Origin of the sequence: Ewingella sp. CoE-038-23 (assembly GCF_040419245.1) — a bacterium.
Lineage (GTDB): Bacteria > Pseudomonadota > Gammaproteobacteria > Enterobacterales > Enterobacteriaceae > Ewingella > Ewingella allii.
In genome coordinates this window covers 82103-98252 of record NZ_JAZHOH010000002.1, presented here as the reverse complement: position 1 = coordinate 98252, position 16150 = coordinate 82103, and the positions used below count along the sequence as shown (strand labels likewise).

Genomic DNA, 16150 nt, shown 5'->3' with positions numbered 1-16150 from the left:
ATACTATTGGTTAATCGAATGCCAGACGAATATGTATTGATAAAATGAATCGCTACCCGATGTTTAGCCCTCAGCAGTTGCTGAGTTTCGTGGCAGTTTGCGATAGCGGCAGTTTTACCCGTGCCGCCGAACGGGTGTTCCTTTCTCAATCCACCGTCAGCCAGCAGGTGCGCCGCCTTGAAGAGATGTTGGGCAAAGCCCTGCTGGAACGCACCTCTCATCAGGTTTTGCTCACCGAAGAGGGGGAGAGATTCCTCGGCTATGCGCGGCGAATCATTGCGCTGAACGGCGAGGCGCATGACGCGCTTTCCGACCAGTGGCGCGACGGCGTGGTGCGTCTTGGCGTGCCGGAGGACTTTGCGGCGCCCACCACCGGACTGCTGGCCGAGTTTAGCCGCACTCATCCCCATTTGCGTCTCGACGTCACCAGCGGCCTGAGCTATGAACTGCGTAAATCCTGGCAGCAGGACGAGTTGGATATCATTCTGGTGAAGCAGATTAAGGGCGAGAAACCCAACGCGGCGCGCCCGGAGCCTATGCTCTGGCTGGACAGCGCGGCTTACCCGGCGTTTGAAAATAACCCGGTGCCGCTGGTGCTGTTTCCACTCAACGGGTTGTATCGCGAGGAACTGTGTCAGGCGTTGGATGCTATCGGCCGCCCCTGGCGCATCAGTTACAGTAGCGCCAGCCTTGCGGCTCTGGTCGCCGCCAGCGCGGCAGGGCTGGGCGTGACCCTGCTGCCCGCCAGCTGTCGCCTGCCGGAGCACCGCGTGTTGGGCGCGGAGAGTGGATTGCCGCAAATTGATAATGTCGAGCTGGCACTGTTTTATCGCCCTGACGCCACCCCGGCGCAGCTGGCGCTGGCCGAGAAGCTGCGCCAGTTCTGCCAGCTGAGCTGACTATTGCGTTTACCACTGACCACCAGTGGCAAATATCGCAGCCAGCGAAAGCGCCTTATTTTATGGTGAAACGGTAATGTCATTTTTGTTCTCTGGATTAAGGAAATCGACGTGCAGAACACTCAACAACAAAGCCGCAGAAATTTTCTCTCACACACCGCGAAATTGACCGCCGGAGGCGCGCTGCTGGCGACCGGCATGGCTTCGGCTCAGGCATCAACTCAAAACGCGATGGCTAAATGCGAAGAGAGTAACGCAGTCACCTCTCTGCCCGCCGCCCACTACCAGCTGCGCAATGTCCGACTGGAAGAGGGTTTCAAGCGCGAAGGGGAGATGATTATCGGCACCCGGACGGCCCTTTATCATCTTGAGATAAAAGACGGCAAAATTATGGCGATTCAACCCGCCAGCGGTGCGGCCGCCAGCACGCTAACTGCTTTTGACGCCCAAGGATTATTGCTCCTGCCCGCCACCCGCGACATGCATATTCACCTCGACAAGACCTTCTACGGCGGCCCGTGGGAAGCGCCAAGGCCGCGTAAAGGCAAGACCATTATGGATATGATTGCTCGCGAGCAGGTGCTGATCCCACAGCTTCTGCCGACCTCGGTTCAACGCGCGGAAGCCATTATTGGCCTGCTGCACTCGAAAGGCACCACGGTGGCGCGTAGCCACTGCAACATCGACCCGGTTAGCGGCTTGAAAAGCCTCGAACATCTGCAAATCGCGCTGGAAAAACATAAAAACGACTTCAGCTGTGAAATCGTCGCCTTCCCGCAGCACGGCCTGCTGCACTCGAAAGTGGACGGCTTGATGCGCGAAGCGATGCAAATGGGTGTGCAGTACGTCGGCGGGCTGGATCCAACCAACGTCGACGGCGCGATGGAGAAGTCACTCGACGCCATGTGCCAGATTGCTCTGGATACCCACACCGGCGTGGATATCCACCTGCATGAAACCTCACCGGCCGGCGTGGCTGCCGTAAAATATATGATAAAAACCGTCGAGCAGAACCCGCAGCTGAAGGGCAAAGTGACGCTGAGCCACGGCTTTGCGCTCTCGACGCTGAAAGATGCTGAGCTGGATGAAGTGATAGACGGGCTGGCCCGCCAGCAGTTTACCGTGGCGTCCACCGTGCCGATTGGCAAGCTGGCGATGCCGCTGCCGCAATTGAGCGAAAAGGGCGTGTTTGTCATGACCGGCACGGACAGCGTGATTGACCACTGGTCGCCGTTTGGCACCGGCAGCATGCTGGAAAAAGCCAACCTTTATGCCCAGCTTTATGGCAACTCTGACGAGTTCGGCCTGACACGCTCGCTGGCTATCGCCACCGGCAACGTGCTGCCGCTGGACAACAACGGCACTCGCCAATGGCCGGCGGTGAACGACAATGCCGAGATGATTCTGGTTGACGCCAGCTGCTCCGCTGAAGCCGTGGCGCGGGTTTCCGACGTCAAAGCCACCTTCCATCAGGGCCGTCTGGTGTTCGGCAGCGTGCAAAAAGTCTAACTTCCCTCTGCGGGCCGTGCGATGCGGCTCGCAATTCTCTCCGGCTTCATCTTGATCTATACTCTTCTCTCACCGTTTTATGCTGACTGGACGACCAGAGACTCGGCTTCATTGAATAGGGACGACCCTGCGATTAAATAAGGTCAGAATATGGCTTGGGTATATCTGTTGTTAGCAGGTTTGTTTGAAGTGGTATGGTCGACGGCGATGAAAGAGTCGCACGGCTTTACCAAGCTGGTTCCGAGTATTGTCACCTTAGTCTTCATGCTGCTCAGCTTCGCGCTGCTGGCTATCTCCATGAAAACCCTCCCTTTAGGCACCTCCTACACCGTGTGGGTCGGCATCGGCGCTATCGGCGCATTCATCCTCGGCGTCACCATGTTTGGCGAGAGCCTCAACCCCATGCGCGTCATCGCCGTACTGCTGATTTTCTCCGGCGTGGTGCTATTGAAGCTGGCAACTAAGTAAACCGAGTTAATTCCATTATTTTGGGTGTTAAACCGCTTTTTGGCGGATAACACCCCATATTTTGGATTTACACCTGTGCATTCGGAAAAAACAGCCCAAACGTAGTGGTGCCTTGGTTGCTCTCCACCCAGCAGCGGCCTTGGTGCAGTTGCATGATTGAGGTGACAATCGACAGGCCCAGCCCGCTGGAGTTTGACGAGTTCTGCCGCGCGGAGTCCGCACGATAGAATCGGTCGAAAATCCTCTCCTGATGCTGTTTAGAAATGGTGTCGCCCTGATTCACCACCTGAATGGTCATGCCTTCGGCCGAAGGGATGGCGTTGATTTCAATCAGGCTGCCCGGCGCGGCGTGGCGCACCGCGTTGGACAGCAAGTTAGCCAGCGCGCGGCGTAACAGCATGGCGTCGGCAAACAGCGTGCCTTCGCCACTGACTTGGATTTGAATGTCCCGGTCGGCGGCCAAGTCCTCGAAATAGTCACAAAGCCGACGCATGTCCTGCGTGGCGTCCAGCAGCGTACGCTCAATCTCAAGGTCGGGTTGCTCGGCCTGCGCCAAGAACAGCATATTGTCGATCATTCGCGACATACGCTGAAGCTCTTCAAAATTGGACCCCAGCAGCCGCCGGTAATACTCATTTTCGCGCGGCGCGCCGAGGCCCACCTCAGTCTGCCCCAGCAAAATGGTGATCGGCGTGCGCAAGTCGTGGGCCATGTCGGCGCTCACCTGCTTCAACTGCTTAAAGCCGCGCTCGAGCCTTTCCAGCATGGCGTTAATCTGGTCAATCAAGGTATCCAGCTCGGTCGGGGCATCATCTTTGGTCAGTCGCGATGACAGAGTGCGGGTGCCAATCCTGGCGGTTCTCTCCGCCAGCCTGCGCAGCGGCGAGACGCCGCGACGGGCAAAAATAAACGCCAGAACCACAGAGATGGCAGCCATCATCGAAGCAAACAGAATGATGTAATTACGGTACACATCCAGAATGTGGGTCCTGTCGGTCAATACCCGGCTGGAGATGATCTCCAGCGGCACTAAATCGTTGGAAGAGGGGCTGGTGGCGGCCATATAAATCATCGGCGTGCCGTCGGCTGTCTGGGAGTGATGCACCGCATTCAGCGACAGCCGCTGCTCGGCAGAAATAGGCGTGACCTGCGGGATCGGGCGTTTGAGCGGGTTGACCTCTAACAAGATCGGGCCGCCGACATAGCGGATCACCAGCAGCGACTCGGTGTTACCCAGCATATTGGCGAACAGGTGCGGCTTCTCATGGATCAACTGACGGGCGTCCAGATCCCTCAAAAGGGTGCCTATCTGGTCGACACGCGACACCAGCGCCGCGTCGTCCCTCAGCGTCAGCTGATAGCGCAACGCGTAATACAGCGCGCCGCCCATGACGGTAAAGGCCACAAAAGAGAAGGCCGCCAGCAGCCCCGCCAGGCGAAAAGTGAGGGAGATGCGTCTCATGGCTCAGCCTCACAGCGATAGCCAACGCCGTGTATGGTGTGTATTAACTGGGTGTCGAAAGGCTCGTCGATTTTCTGCCGTAATCTTCTCACCGCCACATCCACCACGTTGGTGTCGCTGTCAAAATTCATGTCCCACACGCGGGAAGCCAAAAAGGTGCGCGACAGAACCTGTCCCGGATGTTGCAGGAAGCAGACCAACAGCTTGAACTCTTTGTTGGTCAAGGTGATGCGTTTGCCGCCACGCTCACAGCGGAATTTTTCAATATCCACCACCAGATCCGCCAGCGTCAGCACGTCACCGGACTGCGGCTGGCCGCGACGCAGAATGATGCGAATGCGCGCCAGCAGCTCGGCGTAGGAGAAAGGCTTCACCAGATACTCATCAGCACCCAGCCCCAAGCCGCGCAGGCGGTCTTCCAGCGCACCACGGGCGCTGAGAAACAGCACCGGCGTCTGGCTGTGGATGCGCAGACGCTCCATCACCGTCCAGCCGTCCATCTCTGGCAGCATGACGTCCAGCAGGATCAGGTCATAAGCATTTTCCCGCGCCATGTGCAGGCCGTCGATGCCATTCGCCGCCCAGTCTGCGGTGTAGCCCGCTTCGTTAAGGCCATTGCGCAGATACTCGGCGGTTTTTTCTTCGTCTTCAACGATGAGAATTTTCAAGCAGCGTCAAACCTCGAATACAGGAGCAAAGGGCGCACGCGGCGCCCAGTTCTCATCATGATGATGGAGTAAAACTCAGTAACCCGGCACGTGCGCGGCTTTCATAATCAGGTTCGCCACGGCTTCCGGCTGGGAAATCAGTGATACATGGCTAGATTTTAGCTCGATCGTCTGCGCGTGCATACGTTTCGCCATGAAGCGTTCGAGATCGGGGTTGATGGTGCGGTCTTCGGTCGAGACAGCATAGTAAGTTGGTTTAAATTCCCAAGCCGCGACGCTGGTCTTCGCCATGGTGATGGCGCGGCCCATAGGCTGCTGCACGGCGTAGTAAGCCTTGGCTTCTTTCTCCGGCAGGTCACCGGCAAAATCATGCACAAAGGCCGATTCGCTCAGAGCACCAAAATCGCTGTTCCACTGGATACCGGCAGAGGCCGGCGCTGCTGGGAATTTCTTGGTCAGCGCCGGGTAGTCTTCACCCGCAGCCGGGGCGCGGGCGGCGATATACACCAGACCTTTCACTTCTGGCTCGTTGCCCGCTTGGCTAATGACCATACCGCCGTAGGAGTGGGCGACCAGGATCACCGGGCCGTTTTGCAGCGCCAGCGCGCGTTTCACCGCCGCAACGTCGTTATCCAAAGAGGTAGTTGGGTTCTGCACCGCAGTGACGTGCAAACCTTTGGCTTGCAGCAGCGGAATAACTTTACCCCAGCTCGATGCGTCAGCGAACAGGCCGTGAACCAGCACGATGTTGGTCACTTCGGGTTGAGTAGCGGCAGGCTTGCTGGTGTCAGCCTGAGCTGTAGACAGAGACATGCCGGCCAGAACCAGTGAAGCGATAAGTGACAGGTTGCGTAATTTCATCATAAATCCTCTTGGTAGGGTGTGATTGCACTCTAGCAAGCAGGGGCCAACAAAAGGCTGACGAGAAAATGACAAAAGAATGACAAAAAGTTGAAACAAGCTGAGGTTAGGCCAGCTTGTTGTTACTTCATCAGCTCATTTCAGCTATGTTAAATCCTGTAAATCCACAGGTTACTCAGCAGAATAATGATGAATCCAAAGGTGTTGTTAGTCACCGGCTCCAGCCGGGGCATAGGGGCCGCCACGGCGATATTGGCGGCAAAACGGGGTTACGCCGTCTGTGTAAATTACGTCAATGACCAGCAGGCCGCCTTTCACGTTCGCGATGAGATTTTAAGCCTTGGCGCTCAGTGCATCGCGGTACGCGGCGACGTCTCTAACGAGCAGCAGGTCAAAGAAGTCTTCGCCACCATCGACAGCCAGCTTGGGGCCATTACTCATTTGGTGAATAACGTCGGGATCCTAAAGCAAAAAATGCCGATGATTGAGATGGACGGAGAGCGTTTCCAGCAGGTGCTGCTGACTAACGTGATGAGCCACTTTTACTGTTCACGTGAAGCGATAAAGCGCATGGCGCGGTCCAGAGGCGGCGCTGGCGGGGCCATTGTTAATGTTTCATCTGGCGCATCGCGCAGCGGCTCGCCGTTTGAATATGTGGATTACGCCGCCTCCAAAGGCGCGGTGGACACCTTCACCGTCGGGCTGTCGAAAGAGGTGGCGGCTGAAGGCATTCGTGTCAACTGCGTGCGCCCCGGAGGCATTTATACCGATATCCACGCCGACGGCGGCGAGGCGGCACGGGTTGACCGCATCGCTAAGAACTTCCCGATGCAGCGCGGCGGCACGCCGGAAGAAGTCGCCAACGCCATTCTTTGGCTGCTGAGCGACGAGGCCTCCTTTGTGACCGGCAGTTTTACTGACCTGTGCGGCGGGGTGTAGGCTAAAAATCTTTTGAAACTCCGCCCCGGGTCTTGCCACTCAGTCGCCATGATCCGGGGTGATTATTCACGAGTTTAGCCTAGAGGAAATTCACAGATGAGTGCTATCAAGCCAGAGTGCAGACTGACCCAGCCGCAGCCTACTTTTATCGGCAAGCAGGGGCTCTCTTATCAGGTCGGGGTTTCCCATGAGCTGGTCGGCGCTGAGAATATCCATATGCAGCTGGCGACAATTCCGCCGCATTCACAGGCCAAAGCGCACCGGCACGAACACCATGAAACCGCGATTTATGCCCTCAGTGGCACTTCGTCGGTGCGTGACGGCGACGCGCTGGAGCACTTCTCAGAAGTCCCGGCAGGCAGCTTCTTCTACATCCCGAAAAACGTGCCTCATCTGCCATACAACAGTACCGACACGCCCGCCGTGGTGGTGATTTCCCGCACAGGCGCCAACGAGCAGGAAAGCGTGATTATGATGCCCGAGTGGGATTTTGACGTGCTGACGGGGGATATGCTCGATTCAAACCACTTCGCCAGCATCAGCCCTTAAAGTGTCATAACTCTCCTGAGCCTGTTCCATTTCAGCGCCGTGCTCGAGCGCCCATTGGTACAGTGCAACAAAGGGTTCCTGCAGCGTCTTTGCCAAAGGAGTAAGGCTGTATTCCACACTCACCGGCGAAGTTGGAAGCACCTTGCGATTGACCAACCCATTGCGCTCGAGACGCTTTAGCGCGTCAGACAAGGCTTTGTGGGTGATGCCCTCTAATCGGCGGCGGAGCTCATTAAAACGCGTGGGTTGAGTACAAAGCACCGTGAGGATCAAAATCGACCATTTGTTGGTAATATTTTCAAGAATAGGACGGGTTTTTCCTACGTCTCTTAGGCTAAAACTATCAATTTCTGTCATGGCGATATACTCCCCGACACCTAGTTTACGCTAAGTGCGTAATTGTTATTAAGTATAAAAATTATATCATCTGTTTTTCCATTAGAACAGGAACAAGCAGATGAACAGATTAGACAATAAAGTTGCCCTAATACTGGGTGGAGCATCAGGTATCGGTCATGCTATTAGTCAACGATTTGCCCGTGAAGGGGCGACAACTTGGTTCACCTCGCGGCGAGATGAAGAGTTAAAAGCGGCAATCCAAACCATGGTGGGCAACGTCAAGACGATACGTGCTGATGCCAGCCAGCTAAGCGAGCTGGACCGCATCATAGAGACCATTAAGTCGGGATCAGGCCAGATTGACGTGCTGGTGATCAATGCCGCAATGTCGGAGTACGCAATTCTCGATGACATAACCCCTGCGCATTTTGATCAAATTTTTAGCCTGAATGTTCGCTCACCGCTTTTTGCTGTTCAGGCCGCACTTCCACTGATGAAAGCGGGTGCAAGCGTGGTGCTAATCGGGTCAGTCGCGGATGTCATAGGCACGCGGGGATATGGCGTTTACAGCGCTAGCAAGGCGGCACTTCGCTCTTTTGCGCGCACCTGGACACGTGAACTCGCAACCCGAGGCATTCGAATCAATGTGGTCGCTCCCGGCCCGATTAATACGGAAATGATGCTGGCCGCGCCAGAAGAAGTACGCAATGAATTAACCCGCGCCATCCCGTTAGCAAGAATGGGCAAGCCCGAAGAAGTCGCCAATGCGGTACTCTTTTTAGCAAGTGATGAAAGCAGCTTTATCGCCGGAGCAGAGATCTGCGTGGACGGCGGGCTGACGCAAGTTTAGTGATAGTGTCTGCTTCTGCTCTTCCTAGAGGCTTTGTTGGCTAAGACTGAAAAGCAGTCCTTAGCCTTCATTGCTCGACTCCACTATCCCAGCATTCTAAAGTCGCCAAACCAAAGGTTGATTCATTTATTATTTCGATTATTCTAGAAATATAGTTTAAAAGGAGGCGTTATGGATCTCAACACAGCGGCCAGTGCGTTAAAAGAGCTTGGTCATCCTACACGACTGGCTGTCTACAAGGCGCTGGTCAAGGCGGGGCACGGCGGGCTGCCGGTCGGCGAGCTACAAACCCAGCTTGATATCCCAGCTTCCACGCTGAGCCACCACCTCTCGGCGCTGTTAACCGTCGGGCTTATTCGCCAAGAGCGACAAGGCCGCACGCTTTTTTGCCTGCCACAGTATCAGCGACTTGAACAACTATTGGTGTTTCTGGTCGAGGAGTGCTGTTCGGGGGAAGGGGGATGTGACATTAATTTGCCAACACAGCTAGGAGGAAAATCCAATGGGCATGCTGATGAATAATTTGGATAAACAACTTTTTGACGCGCCGATCACCGCAGAGAAGCTGACGGCAGCCCAGCCAGCACACCCACCGCGCATACTGCTGCTGTATGGTTCAGTGCGTGAGCGCTCATTCAGCCGGTTTGCCACTGAAGAGGCAGCCCGACTGCTGAGCGCTATGGGCGCCGAGGTCAAAATTTTTAATCCGTCCGGCCTGCCTTTGCCAGACGATACCCCTGAAACCCACCCTAAAGTCGCCGAGCTGCGCGAGCTGGTAATGTGGTCCGAAGGCATGGTGTGGTGCTCGCCGGAACGTCACGGCGCGATGACTGGCGTGATGAAGGCGCAGATCGACTGGATCCCGCTATCAATGGGCGCGGTGCGCCCGTCGCAAGGAAAAACGCTGGCGGTCATGCAGGTCAGCGGCGGCTCTCAGTCGTTTAACGCGGTCAATCAGATGCGCATTCTGGGGCGCTGGATGCGGATGATCACCATCCCCAATCAATCATCGGTGGCCAAAGCCTGGGCAGAGTTCGATGAGGAAGGACGGATGAAGCCTTCAGCCTATTATGATCGTATTGTCGACGTTATGGAGGAGTTGATGAAGTTCACCGTGCTGACGCGCGGGAACGCCGACTATCTCACCGATCGCTATAGCGAGAGGAAGGAGAGCGCCGAGCAGCTTTCGGCCAGAGTGAATCAGCGGAGCATATAAAAGCCGCTGAAAATATTGGGTCGAGCAGCCTGACTTTCCCCATGCAATGATAGGGTTAACCCCCACACAATCCAGTGAGTAGGTAGCAAAGTGAACATTTCAGCGAACCATGAATGGCGTGAAAATAACTATCTGGTCAGCACCAATAGTGAAAAGTTGGATGTGCAGGCGGTCCATCAGTATTTGATTCGATCCACGTGGGCGCAGGGCATCAGCCTCGAAACCGTCACGGCGTCCATACAGAACAGCCTTAACTTTGGCCTTTACCATGATGGCTCCCAAATAGGTTTTGCACGTCTAATCACCGACTATGCGACCTTCGCCTACCTGTGCGATGTCTACGTGCTTGAAGAATATCAGGGGGAGGGACTTGGGCGATGGCTGATGGAATGTGTTCATGCTCATCCGGTGTTTGAGAAACTACGCCGGATCATGCTGTTCACCACCACCGCCCCATGGCTGTATGAAAAGTTAGGCTATGAACCCGTTAATAGAGAAAATTATGCGTGGACCATTACCCGACCTGACATTTACACCCGTGGTAAAAATCAGCAGTAACGGCCCATCACAGAAAGCATGTCAGTAACCTCTGGCGGGCGGTGATCCGCCTGCACTGCTTCACCACTTTTACCATCCGCTAGCTTATTCCCCGTCTGTCCAAGTTCCAAATGGCGTATTCAGATATCGACGTCCGCCCAACTAGATATTTCTTAATCCAACAAAGTGAATGTAATTTATAAGAAAAAGGCCATATGTAAGCCATTTCCTACATCCTTTGTAGGATCGTCTTATTACCGACACATCTAAAAAATGACAATATCTCTTCGTTCTGAAATGGCGGTGGGCGCATCGAATATCGCCTCCGTCATAACGTTAAGCACTTTTACAGTGGAAATAACACGAACCTGTTATCTGAAGTCTAATTATTAGGTGTGCTTGCAGTATAAGGCCAATAATTTAGCTGATTTTATAAACGTTCTTTCGCAGCGTCTGGCTATGTATCAGCGAACTCGTTCTTATTTTTAATTCCACTTCGGTTGAAAGTGGTTACACCTGGAAAGTGGGCGAGAAAAACGATCACGAGAGCTACTACTTGCAGCCTAAAGCCCAGCTAACCTGGATGGGCGTCGAAGCGGACAGTATTCGCGAAGACAATGGCACTCGCGTAGAAGGTTTAGGTGACGGCAACCTTCAGGCTCGCCTTGGTGTTCGCGCCTTCATCAAAGGTCATAGCCAGATTGATGAAGGTAAAAACCGTTCGTTCGAACCCTTTGTTGAGGCAAACCTGATCAGCAATACCCATTCGTTTGGTAGCCAGCTCAACGGCGTTAACGTGACCCAAAAGGGCGCGCGCAACCTTGGCGAACTCAAAGTGGGGGTTGAAGGCCAGATTAAACCGGGCGTGAATCTGTGGGGCAACGTGGCTCAGCAGATGGGCGGCAGTGGTTATTCAGATACCAGCGCCTTGATGGGCATTAAAGTCAGCTTCTGATAGCCATGATTGCGTAAAACGGTGGTTGTTTCTCAAACCTAAAGTGAATCAAGCGCCCTTCGGGGCGCTTTAAATTTATCTCGAAACATGGGCTTACCAAAACATTGCCCTTCTGCCCCCTTCGTTAAATCCCCTTGATCCCAGCTGTAATCCCTTAGTGGCAAAGGGTTTGAGATAGCGTTAAAGACGTCTATACGTCTGGACATGAAAATAGCTCATGTTCAATGAAATTAAATCACTTTTCCTCATCCAACGACTCAGGCATAAATTGTCTTCAGAGATTTGCTGTAGATCACATAAGGGCGACTTAATGACAAAACTAGAACAGAAAATTAGGAAGTCCTGAGTAAAGAGCAATTAACCATATTTTATACCGGAAGTTAGGAACCAAATTACAATGAATAATAATTTCACATTTACGACGAAAAGTTTGCGCTTTGACGAGAATTACAATCCGTCTACTAGCACGCGCATTACAACTAACTTTGCTAATTTGGCTCGCGGTGAGAAACGCCAAGAGAACCTGCACAACGCCTTAGTGATGATCGATAATCGTTTTAACTCTCTGGCGAACTGGGATAACCCGAAGTCAGATCGCTATACCGTCGAACTGGACATCATTTCCGTTGAGTTGAAGATTGAAAGTGCAGGCACGTCCTTCCCGGTTATTGAAATTTTGAAAACCAATATCGTTGATAAAAAAACCAACGAGCGCATTGAAGGTATTGTCGGCAATAACTTCTCCTCTTATGTGCGTGATTACGACTTCAGCGTGTTGTTGTCCGAGCACAATAAGGGCAAGAACCAATTCACCATCCCAGAAAACTTTGGTGAATTGCATGGCAATATCTTCAAATGTTTCATTAATTCAGAAGCTTACAAACAGAATTTCAACAAAACGCCGGTTATCTGCCTGAGCGTCTCGAGCAAGAATGTCTATAACCGTACTGGTAATGTGCATCCGGTATTGGGCATTGAATATGAGCAAGATGATCAATCTTCTTTGACCGATCTCTATTTCGGCAGAATGGGTTTGCAGGCTCGTTACTTCATGCCTGCCGGTAGCGTCGCGCCTTTGGCCTTCTATTTCGCCGGTGATTTACTCAGCGATTACACCAATCTGGAACTGATTAGCACCATCAGCACCATGGAAACCTTCCAGAAGATTTATCGCCCAGAGATTTACAACGCGAACTCTCCGGCGGGTCGCTGCTATCAGCCAAGTTTGAACCAACAAGATTATTCATTAACTCGCATTGTTTATGATCGTGAAGAACGTAGCCAATTAGCCGTTGAGCAGGGGAAGTTTACTGAAGAAGAATTCATTAAGCCTCACCAAACTATTCTTGAGCAATGGTCTGCTAATTCCGTTCTTTGATTAACCAAAACACAGGGTCATCCATTATGAAAAAGTTATTACCGACTTCAACTGCTGGCAGCTTACCTAAACCTTCTTGGCTGGCACAGCCTGAGCAACTTTGGTCACCTTGGAAATTGCAAGATCAAGAACTCGTCGACGGCAAGCTAGATGCTTTGCGTCTGTGTCTGGAAGATCAACAGCAGGCCGGTATTGATATCGTCAGCGACGGCGAGCAAACGCGTCAGCACTTCGTCACCACCTTTATCGAGCACCTTAACGGCGTTGATTTTGAGAAACGCGAAATCGTCAAAATCCGTGACCGTTATGAAGCCAGCGTACCGACCGTGGTTGGTCCAGTGAGCCGTCAGAAGTCCGTATTTGTTGAAGACGCGAAGTTCTTGCGTAAGCAGACTGACCAGCCAATCAAGTGGGCGCTGCCAGGTCCTATGACCATGATCGACACCCTGTATGACAACCACTACAAAAGTCGCGAAAAACTGGCGTGGGAATTTGCAAAAATCCTCAATGAAGAAGCCAAAGAGTTGGAAGCCGCCGGTGTGGATATCATCCAGTTTGACGAGCCAGCCTTTAACGTGTTCTTCGATGAAGTAAATGATTGGGGTATTGCTACCCTAGAGCGCGCCATCGAAGGCCTGAAATGCGAAACCGCCGTGCACATCTGCTACGGTTACGGCATCAAAGCCAACACCGACTGGAAAAAGACGCTGGGCACCGAGTGGCGACAGTACGAAGAGATTTTCCCGAAACTGCAAAAATCGAATATCGACATCATCTCTCTGGAATGCCACAACTCCCACGTTCCAATGGAGCTGATGGAGCTGATTCGCGGTAAGAAGGTGATGGTGGGTGCCATTGACGTGGCGAGCAGTACCGTTGAGACACCAGAGGAAGTCGCCGCGACCCTGCGCAAAGCGCTGCAATTCGTTGACGCCGACAAACTCTATCCATGCACCAACTGCGGCATGATCCCACTTCCTCGCGGCATCGCGCGCGGCAAGTTGGATGCACTGAGTGCAGGTGCAGAAATCGTGCGTAAAGAGCTGCTGGCTAAATAACTCCGCCAAACACTCTTACATGATGAAAACTCAGCCCGGAATGTGCAATCGAATAGATTGCCTTCTGGGCTGAGTTGTTTTGGATTCGTGCTATCTTTTCACTGCGTGGGACAATGCTGCTGTGCTAGCGACTCTGATAATTATTGAGTGATCAAATAGCGATATAAGGCTTTTTCAAGGTCCTGCTTCATGCTGACAAACAGTAAGATCTCAATCGTCTCACCATCGAAATCGTAGATTAGACGGTACTCACTCTCGATATCTAGCCTTTCTCGTAATAACAACCCTTTGTCTGCAAGAAGGCCGTTGTAGCGATATCGCACATGATCCTCAGCTACTGCGGCAAGAGAGCTGTCAAACATTGCGTCTACATATTGCGCCGCATCCTTGGCACCCATCGTTAAACTTTTGAAAGATTCGATTTCAAGCAGACAGTTTAGGGCTGCCGGAGTAACAACGACGTTAAACATCCTTTTACCTTCTATTTACGCGCGTCACGCAGCTTCTGACGTGCTTCTTCAGCAGTCATAGCCCGGCCTTGGCGAACTTCTTGTTTTGCCAGCATAGAAAATTTAAGCAGTGCATTCGCCTGACGCTCAAGGGCTTGAGCTTGAATGTCTGCCTCGCGTTCAGCTGCTGTCTGAATGAACAATTCGGAGACGCCGTTTTTGGTGATGTATACCCCGCCAGTAAAGAGTTCTGGAGAACCCAGACCTTCTCGGGCGGCACGCTGTGACATGGTGTTAGACATAACTTCCTCACTTTTCAAAGAGTTTGGGAAACCCTTAGCTCAATGTCTATCAGTATAGCACTCGCTCCCGACTGCGGACAAATTGATGAGATATTTTACCCACTACTATTTTGATCAAACCCTTATATCCCAACTGAACAATACTCCCTTAAAAGTCGACCTAAAGAATCCCCATAAATTGCCGATAACATCTTCAGGCTTGGGTCCAAGCCGTGAGCAATTTTTGTTTTGAAAAGGAGAATAGAATGGATGTATCGCAGATTGCTTCAGTCGCGACCGGGCTGGATAACCTGGATCTCGACAGTAAGGTGAATACCCTGCTGCTGAAAAAAACGCTGGATAATCAAGCATCAACGGCTGCCAGCCTGCTCGACGCTATTCCACAACTTCCTGCAAATCCTGCCATCGGGCGCAACATTAATATCACTGTCTGAGTCGATCGTTTTTGAGGGTAGGGGAAGGGAAGTCACAAATCACCATTCCCCCGCCGCTTCTGCTCCAATAACCCGCCCATTCAATGCTCCCATACGCTGATAAACTACATCACTGAATTCAAAAGCAAGAAGCGGAGTGCTATTTTAATCGGCTAGAATATATTCTAGCTGGGCGTTAGGGGTTCATGACGCAGTGGTAATAATTAAATCTTATAAAAATATGCAAAGTACCTAAAGGGGCCTAAAACATGCGTGTTGCAGATTATCTACGATTACTCCTACTTGCCGCAATTTGGGGAGCCAGTTTTATTTTCATGAGAATTGCCGCACCACAGTTTGGCGCGATTAATACTGCATTTTTACGGGTGTTTTTCGGATTTGTTGGCCTTGGCGTGATTCTTTTAATGCTGAGGTCCTCATTCAATTTTGAGAATAAATTCAAATCATCATTATTTCTCGGGGTTATTAATTCAGGATTACCCTTCTTAATGTATTGTTTTGCCGCCCAGTGGTTGCCCGCCGGTTATTCGGCAATATTCAATGCCACGACGCCACTCATGGGAGCCATTATAGGCTTTGCTTTTTTCAGTGAGAAATTGAGTGCCAGAAAGTGGGGTGGGGTGATATTAGGATTGTTAGGAATAATCGTCATCACCACTATTGGAGATATAAATTCAGCCAGCGGTATGTTGTACGGCATTCTGGCCTGCTTAGTGGCAACCAGCTGTTATGGCGTGGCGGGCTTCCTGACCCGTCGGTGGATATCCAACCGCGGCGGGCTTGATCCTAAAACGGTCGCCTTTGGTAGCCAAATGGGCGCGACACTGTTTCTTCTGCCTTTCTTTGCCTGGTCGATGGGCACTGGCCCGGCAGTCAACTGGGGGCAAATTGACGTGTGGGCCAGCGTTCTTGCCGTCGGCCTTGTCTGCACTGCCTTGGCCTATATTCTCTATTTCCGGCTAATTGCCGACATCGGCCCATTACGCTCACTGACAGTAACCTTCCTGATCCCACCCTTTGGCGTGCTCTGGGGATACCTCGCGCTGGGTGAGACCATCACTAAAGGTTTCATCATCGGCGCCATCATTGTCGGCATCGCCGTGTGGATGATAGTCAGCCCGGGGAAACAAGCAGTTTCAATAAAAAACGCGGCGGTGAAGTAACCAGGCCAGCCATCTTAGGTGGCTGCACAATTGAAACACCTTTTAATGAATAAGGTTTAGAAGGTGTTCAATATCCCTCTTTTATTACTAGTGTAATCCGTTATTTTTATAGTT

The 16150-nt window shown here is 52.4% G+C and carries 20 protein-coding genes; 14 read left to right on the top strand and 6 right to left on the bottom strand.

The window, feature by feature from the left end:
- Nucleotides 1-44 precede the first annotated feature (44 nt).
- The 3 genes from V2154_RS22865 to V2154_RS22855 all read left to right on the top strand — a co-directional run bounded on the left by V2154_RS22865 (nt 45) and on the right by V2154_RS22855 (nt 2876).
- Nucleotides 45-899 (top strand): LysR substrate-binding domain-containing protein, encoded by an 855-nt coding sequence (locus V2154_RS22865; protein WP_353504154.1) that lies wholly within the window; start codon nt 45-47, stop codon nt 897-899.
- Nucleotides 900-1010: 111 nt separating this feature from the next.
- Nucleotides 1011-2408: an amidohydrolase family protein gene (locus V2154_RS22860; RefSeq protein ID WP_353504153.1), complete on the top strand. Its 1398-nt coding sequence runs from the start codon at nt 1011-1013 to the stop codon at nt 2406-2408.
- A gap of 150 nt (nt 2409-2558) precedes the next feature.
- Nucleotides 2559-2876 (top strand): DMT family transporter, encoded by a 318-nt coding sequence (locus V2154_RS22855; protein ID WP_034795720.1) that lies wholly within the window; start codon nt 2559-2561, stop codon nt 2874-2876.
- A gap of 67 nt (nt 2877-2943) precedes the next feature.
- Here V2154_RS22855 and V2154_RS22850 read toward each other — a convergent pair whose 3' ends face one another.
- From V2154_RS22850 to V2154_RS22840, 3 genes are all read right to left on the bottom strand, one after another.
- A complete protein-coding gene (locus V2154_RS22850; protein ID WP_353504152.1) occupies nt 2944-4338 on the bottom strand; it encodes a heavy metal sensor histidine kinase in 1395 nt (464 codons plus the stop codon).
- Nucleotides 4335-5006 carry a heavy metal response regulator transcription factor gene (locus V2154_RS22845; protein ID WP_353504151.1) on the bottom strand — a complete coding sequence of 224 codons (672 nt, stop codon included), beginning with the start codon at nt 5004-5006 and terminating at the stop codon, nt 4335-4337. Before V2154_RS22845 ends, V2154_RS22850 begins: the two co-directional genes overlap by 4 nt.
- A 75-nt stretch (nt 5007-5081) precedes the next feature.
- Complete coding sequence (locus V2154_RS22840) at nt 5082-5870, bottom strand: alpha/beta fold hydrolase (RefSeq protein ID WP_353504150.1); 789 nt, start codon at nt 5868-5870, stop codon at nt 5082-5084.
- A gap of 186 nt (nt 5871-6056) precedes the next feature.
- On the opposite strand from V2154_RS22840, the gene V2154_RS22835 reads away from it, so the two are divergent.
- Both V2154_RS22835 and V2154_RS22830 read left to right on the top strand, forming a co-directional pair.
- The gene (locus V2154_RS22835; RefSeq protein WP_353504275.1) at nt 6057-6806 is read left to right on the top strand and encodes an SDR family oxidoreductase; all 750 of its coding nucleotides are present in this window, start codon (nt 6057-6059) and stop codon (nt 6804-6806) included.
- A gap of 96 nt (nt 6807-6902) precedes the next feature.
- Complete coding sequence (locus tag V2154_RS22830) at nt 6903-7355, top strand: cupin domain-containing protein (RefSeq protein ID WP_353504149.1); 453 nt, start codon at nt 6903-6905, stop codon at nt 7353-7355.
- Here V2154_RS22830 and V2154_RS22825 read toward each other — a convergent pair.
- Nucleotides 7326-7712 carry a winged helix-turn-helix transcriptional regulator gene (locus V2154_RS22825; protein ID WP_353504148.1) on the bottom strand — a complete coding sequence of 129 codons (387 nt, stop codon included), beginning with the start codon at nt 7710-7712 and terminating at the stop codon, nt 7326-7328. The genes V2154_RS22830 and V2154_RS22825 overlap by 30 nt on opposite strands.
- A gap of 100 nt (nt 7713-7812) precedes the next feature.
- Here V2154_RS22825 and V2154_RS22820 point away from each other — a divergent pair, with 100 nt between their 5' ends.
- The 7 genes from V2154_RS22820 to V2154_RS22790 all read left to right on the top strand — a co-directional run bounded on the left by V2154_RS22820 (nt 7813) and on the right by V2154_RS22790 (nt 13688).
- Nucleotides 7813-8544 carry an SDR family NAD(P)-dependent oxidoreductase gene (locus V2154_RS22820; protein ID WP_353504147.1) on the top strand — a complete coding sequence of 244 codons (732 nt, stop codon included), beginning with the start codon at nt 7813-7815 and terminating at the stop codon, nt 8542-8544.
- Nucleotides 8545-8715: 171 nt separating this feature from the next.
- Nucleotides 8716-9066: an ArsR/SmtB family transcription factor gene (locus V2154_RS22815; protein WP_353504146.1), complete on the top strand. Its 351-nt coding sequence runs from the start codon at nt 8716-8718 to the stop codon at nt 9064-9066.
- The gene (arsH, locus tag V2154_RS22810; RefSeq protein ID WP_437342046.1) at nt 9053-9760 is read left to right on the top strand and encodes an arsenical resistance protein ArsH; all 708 of its coding nucleotides are present in this window, start codon (nt 9053-9055) and stop codon (nt 9758-9760) included. The genes V2154_RS22815 and arsH overlap by 14 nt, the downstream gene beginning before the upstream one ends.
- 90 nt (nt 9761-9850) lie before the next feature.
- Nucleotides 9851-10318 (top strand): GNAT family N-acetyltransferase, encoded by a 468-nt coding sequence (locus V2154_RS22805; protein ID WP_353504144.1) that lies wholly within the window; start codon nt 9851-9853, stop codon nt 10316-10318.
- A 442-nt stretch (nt 10319-10760) separates the two neighbouring features.
- Nucleotides 10761-11252, top strand: a complete 492-nt coding sequence (locus V2154_RS22800) for an autotransporter outer membrane beta-barrel domain-containing protein (RefSeq protein WP_353504274.1) — start codon at nt 10761-10763, stop codon at nt 11250-11252.
- Between the two features lie 397 nt (nt 11253-11649).
- The gene (locus V2154_RS22795; protein WP_353504143.1) at nt 11650-12630 is read left to right on the top strand and encodes a DUF1852 domain-containing protein; all 981 of its coding nucleotides are present in this window, start codon (nt 11650-11652) and stop codon (nt 12628-12630) included.
- Between the two features lie 26 nt (nt 12631-12656).
- Nucleotides 12657-13688 (top strand): methionine synthase, encoded by a 1032-nt coding sequence (locus V2154_RS22790; RefSeq protein ID WP_353504142.1) that lies wholly within the window; start codon nt 12657-12659, stop codon nt 13686-13688.
- Nucleotides 13689-13828: 140 nt separating this feature from the next.
- On the opposite strand, the gene V2154_RS22785 is transcribed toward V2154_RS22790, so the two are convergent.
- Both V2154_RS22785 and V2154_RS22780 read right to left on the bottom strand, forming a co-directional pair.
- The gene (locus tag V2154_RS22785; RefSeq protein ID WP_353504141.1) at nt 13829-14158 is read right to left on the bottom strand and encodes a type II toxin-antitoxin system RelE/ParE family toxin; all 330 of its coding nucleotides are present in this window, start codon (nt 14156-14158) and stop codon (nt 13829-13831) included.
- 11 nt (nt 14159-14169) lie between these two features.
- Nucleotides 14170-14439: a hypothetical protein gene (locus V2154_RS22780; RefSeq protein WP_353504140.1), complete on the bottom strand. Its 270-nt coding sequence runs from the start codon at nt 14437-14439 to the stop codon at nt 14170-14172.
- Nucleotides 14440-14684: 245 nt separating this feature from the next.
- On the opposite strand from V2154_RS22780, the gene V2154_RS22775 reads away from it, so the two are divergent.
- Both V2154_RS22775 and V2154_RS22770 read left to right on the top strand, forming a co-directional pair.
- Nucleotides 14685-14873, top strand: a complete 189-nt coding sequence (locus V2154_RS22775; protein ID WP_353504139.1) for a YjfB family protein — start codon at nt 14685-14687, stop codon at nt 14871-14873.
- A gap of 248 nt (nt 14874-15121) precedes the next feature.
- Nucleotides 15122-16036, top strand: coding sequence for a DMT family transporter (locus V2154_RS22770; RefSeq protein WP_353504138.1), 915 nt, complete (start codon nt 15122-15124; stop codon nt 16034-16036).
- The last annotated feature ends 114 nt before the right edge of the window (nt 16037-16150 follow it).

Excerpts from the sequence above, each read along its gene's own strand:
- V2154_RS22855 (WP_034795720.1), top strand. The coding sequence starts at position 2,559 with ATGGCTTGGGTATATCTGTTGTTAGCAGGTTTGTTTGAAGTGGTATGG.
- V2154_RS22795 (WP_353504143.1), top strand. The coding sequence starts at position 11,650 with ATGAATAATAATTTCACATTTACGACGAAAAGTTTGCGCTTTGACGAG.
- V2154_RS22770 (WP_353504138.1), top strand. The coding sequence starts at position 15,122 with ATGCGTGTTGCAGATTATCTACGATTACTCCTACTTGCCGCAATTTGG.
- V2154_RS22825 (WP_353504148.1), bottom strand. The coding sequence starts at position 7,712 with ATGACAGAAATTGATAGTTTTAGCCTAAGAGACGTAGGAAAAACCCGT.
- V2154_RS22785 (WP_353504141.1), bottom strand. The coding sequence starts at position 14,158 with ATGTTTAACGTCGTTGTTACTCCGGCAGCCCTAAACTGTCTGCTTGAA.
- V2154_RS22815 (WP_353504146.1), top strand. The coding sequence starts at position 8,716 with ATGGATCTCAACACAGCGGCCAGTGCGTTAAAAGAGCTTGGTCATCCT.
- V2154_RS22820 (WP_353504147.1), top strand. The coding sequence starts at position 7,813 with ATGAACAGATTAGACAATAAAGTTGCCCTAATACTGGGTGGAGCATCA.
- V2154_RS22790 (WP_353504142.1), top strand. The coding sequence starts at position 12,657 with ATGAAAAAGTTATTACCGACTTCAACTGCTGGCAGCTTACCTAAACCT.
- V2154_RS22775 (WP_353504139.1), top strand. The coding sequence starts at position 14,685 with ATGGATGTATCGCAGATTGCTTCAGTCGCGACCGGGCTGGATAACCTG.
- V2154_RS22780 (WP_353504140.1), bottom strand. The coding sequence starts at position 14,439 with ATGTCTAACACCATGTCACAGCGTGCCGCCCGAGAAGGTCTGGGTTCT.
- V2154_RS22830 (WP_353504149.1), top strand. The coding sequence starts at position 6,903 with ATGAGTGCTATCAAGCCAGAGTGCAGACTGACCCAGCCGCAGCCTACT.
- V2154_RS22865 (WP_353504154.1), top strand. The coding sequence starts at position 45 with ATGAATCGCTACCCGATGTTTAGCCCTCAGCAGTTGCTGAGTTTCGTG.
- V2154_RS22850 (WP_353504152.1), bottom strand. The coding sequence starts at position 4,338 with ATGAGACGCATCTCCCTCACTTTTCGCCTGGCGGGGCTGCTGGCGGCC.
- V2154_RS22840 (WP_353504150.1), bottom strand. The coding sequence starts at position 5,870 with ATGATGAAATTACGCAACCTGTCACTTATCGCTTCACTGGTTCTGGCC.
- V2154_RS22835 (WP_353504275.1), top strand. The coding sequence starts at position 6,057 with ATGAATCCAAAGGTGTTGTTAGTCACCGGCTCCAGCCGGGGCATAGGG.
- arsH (WP_437342046.1), top strand. The coding sequence starts at position 9,053 with ATGCTGATGAATAATTTGGATAAACAACTTTTTGACGCGCCGATCACC.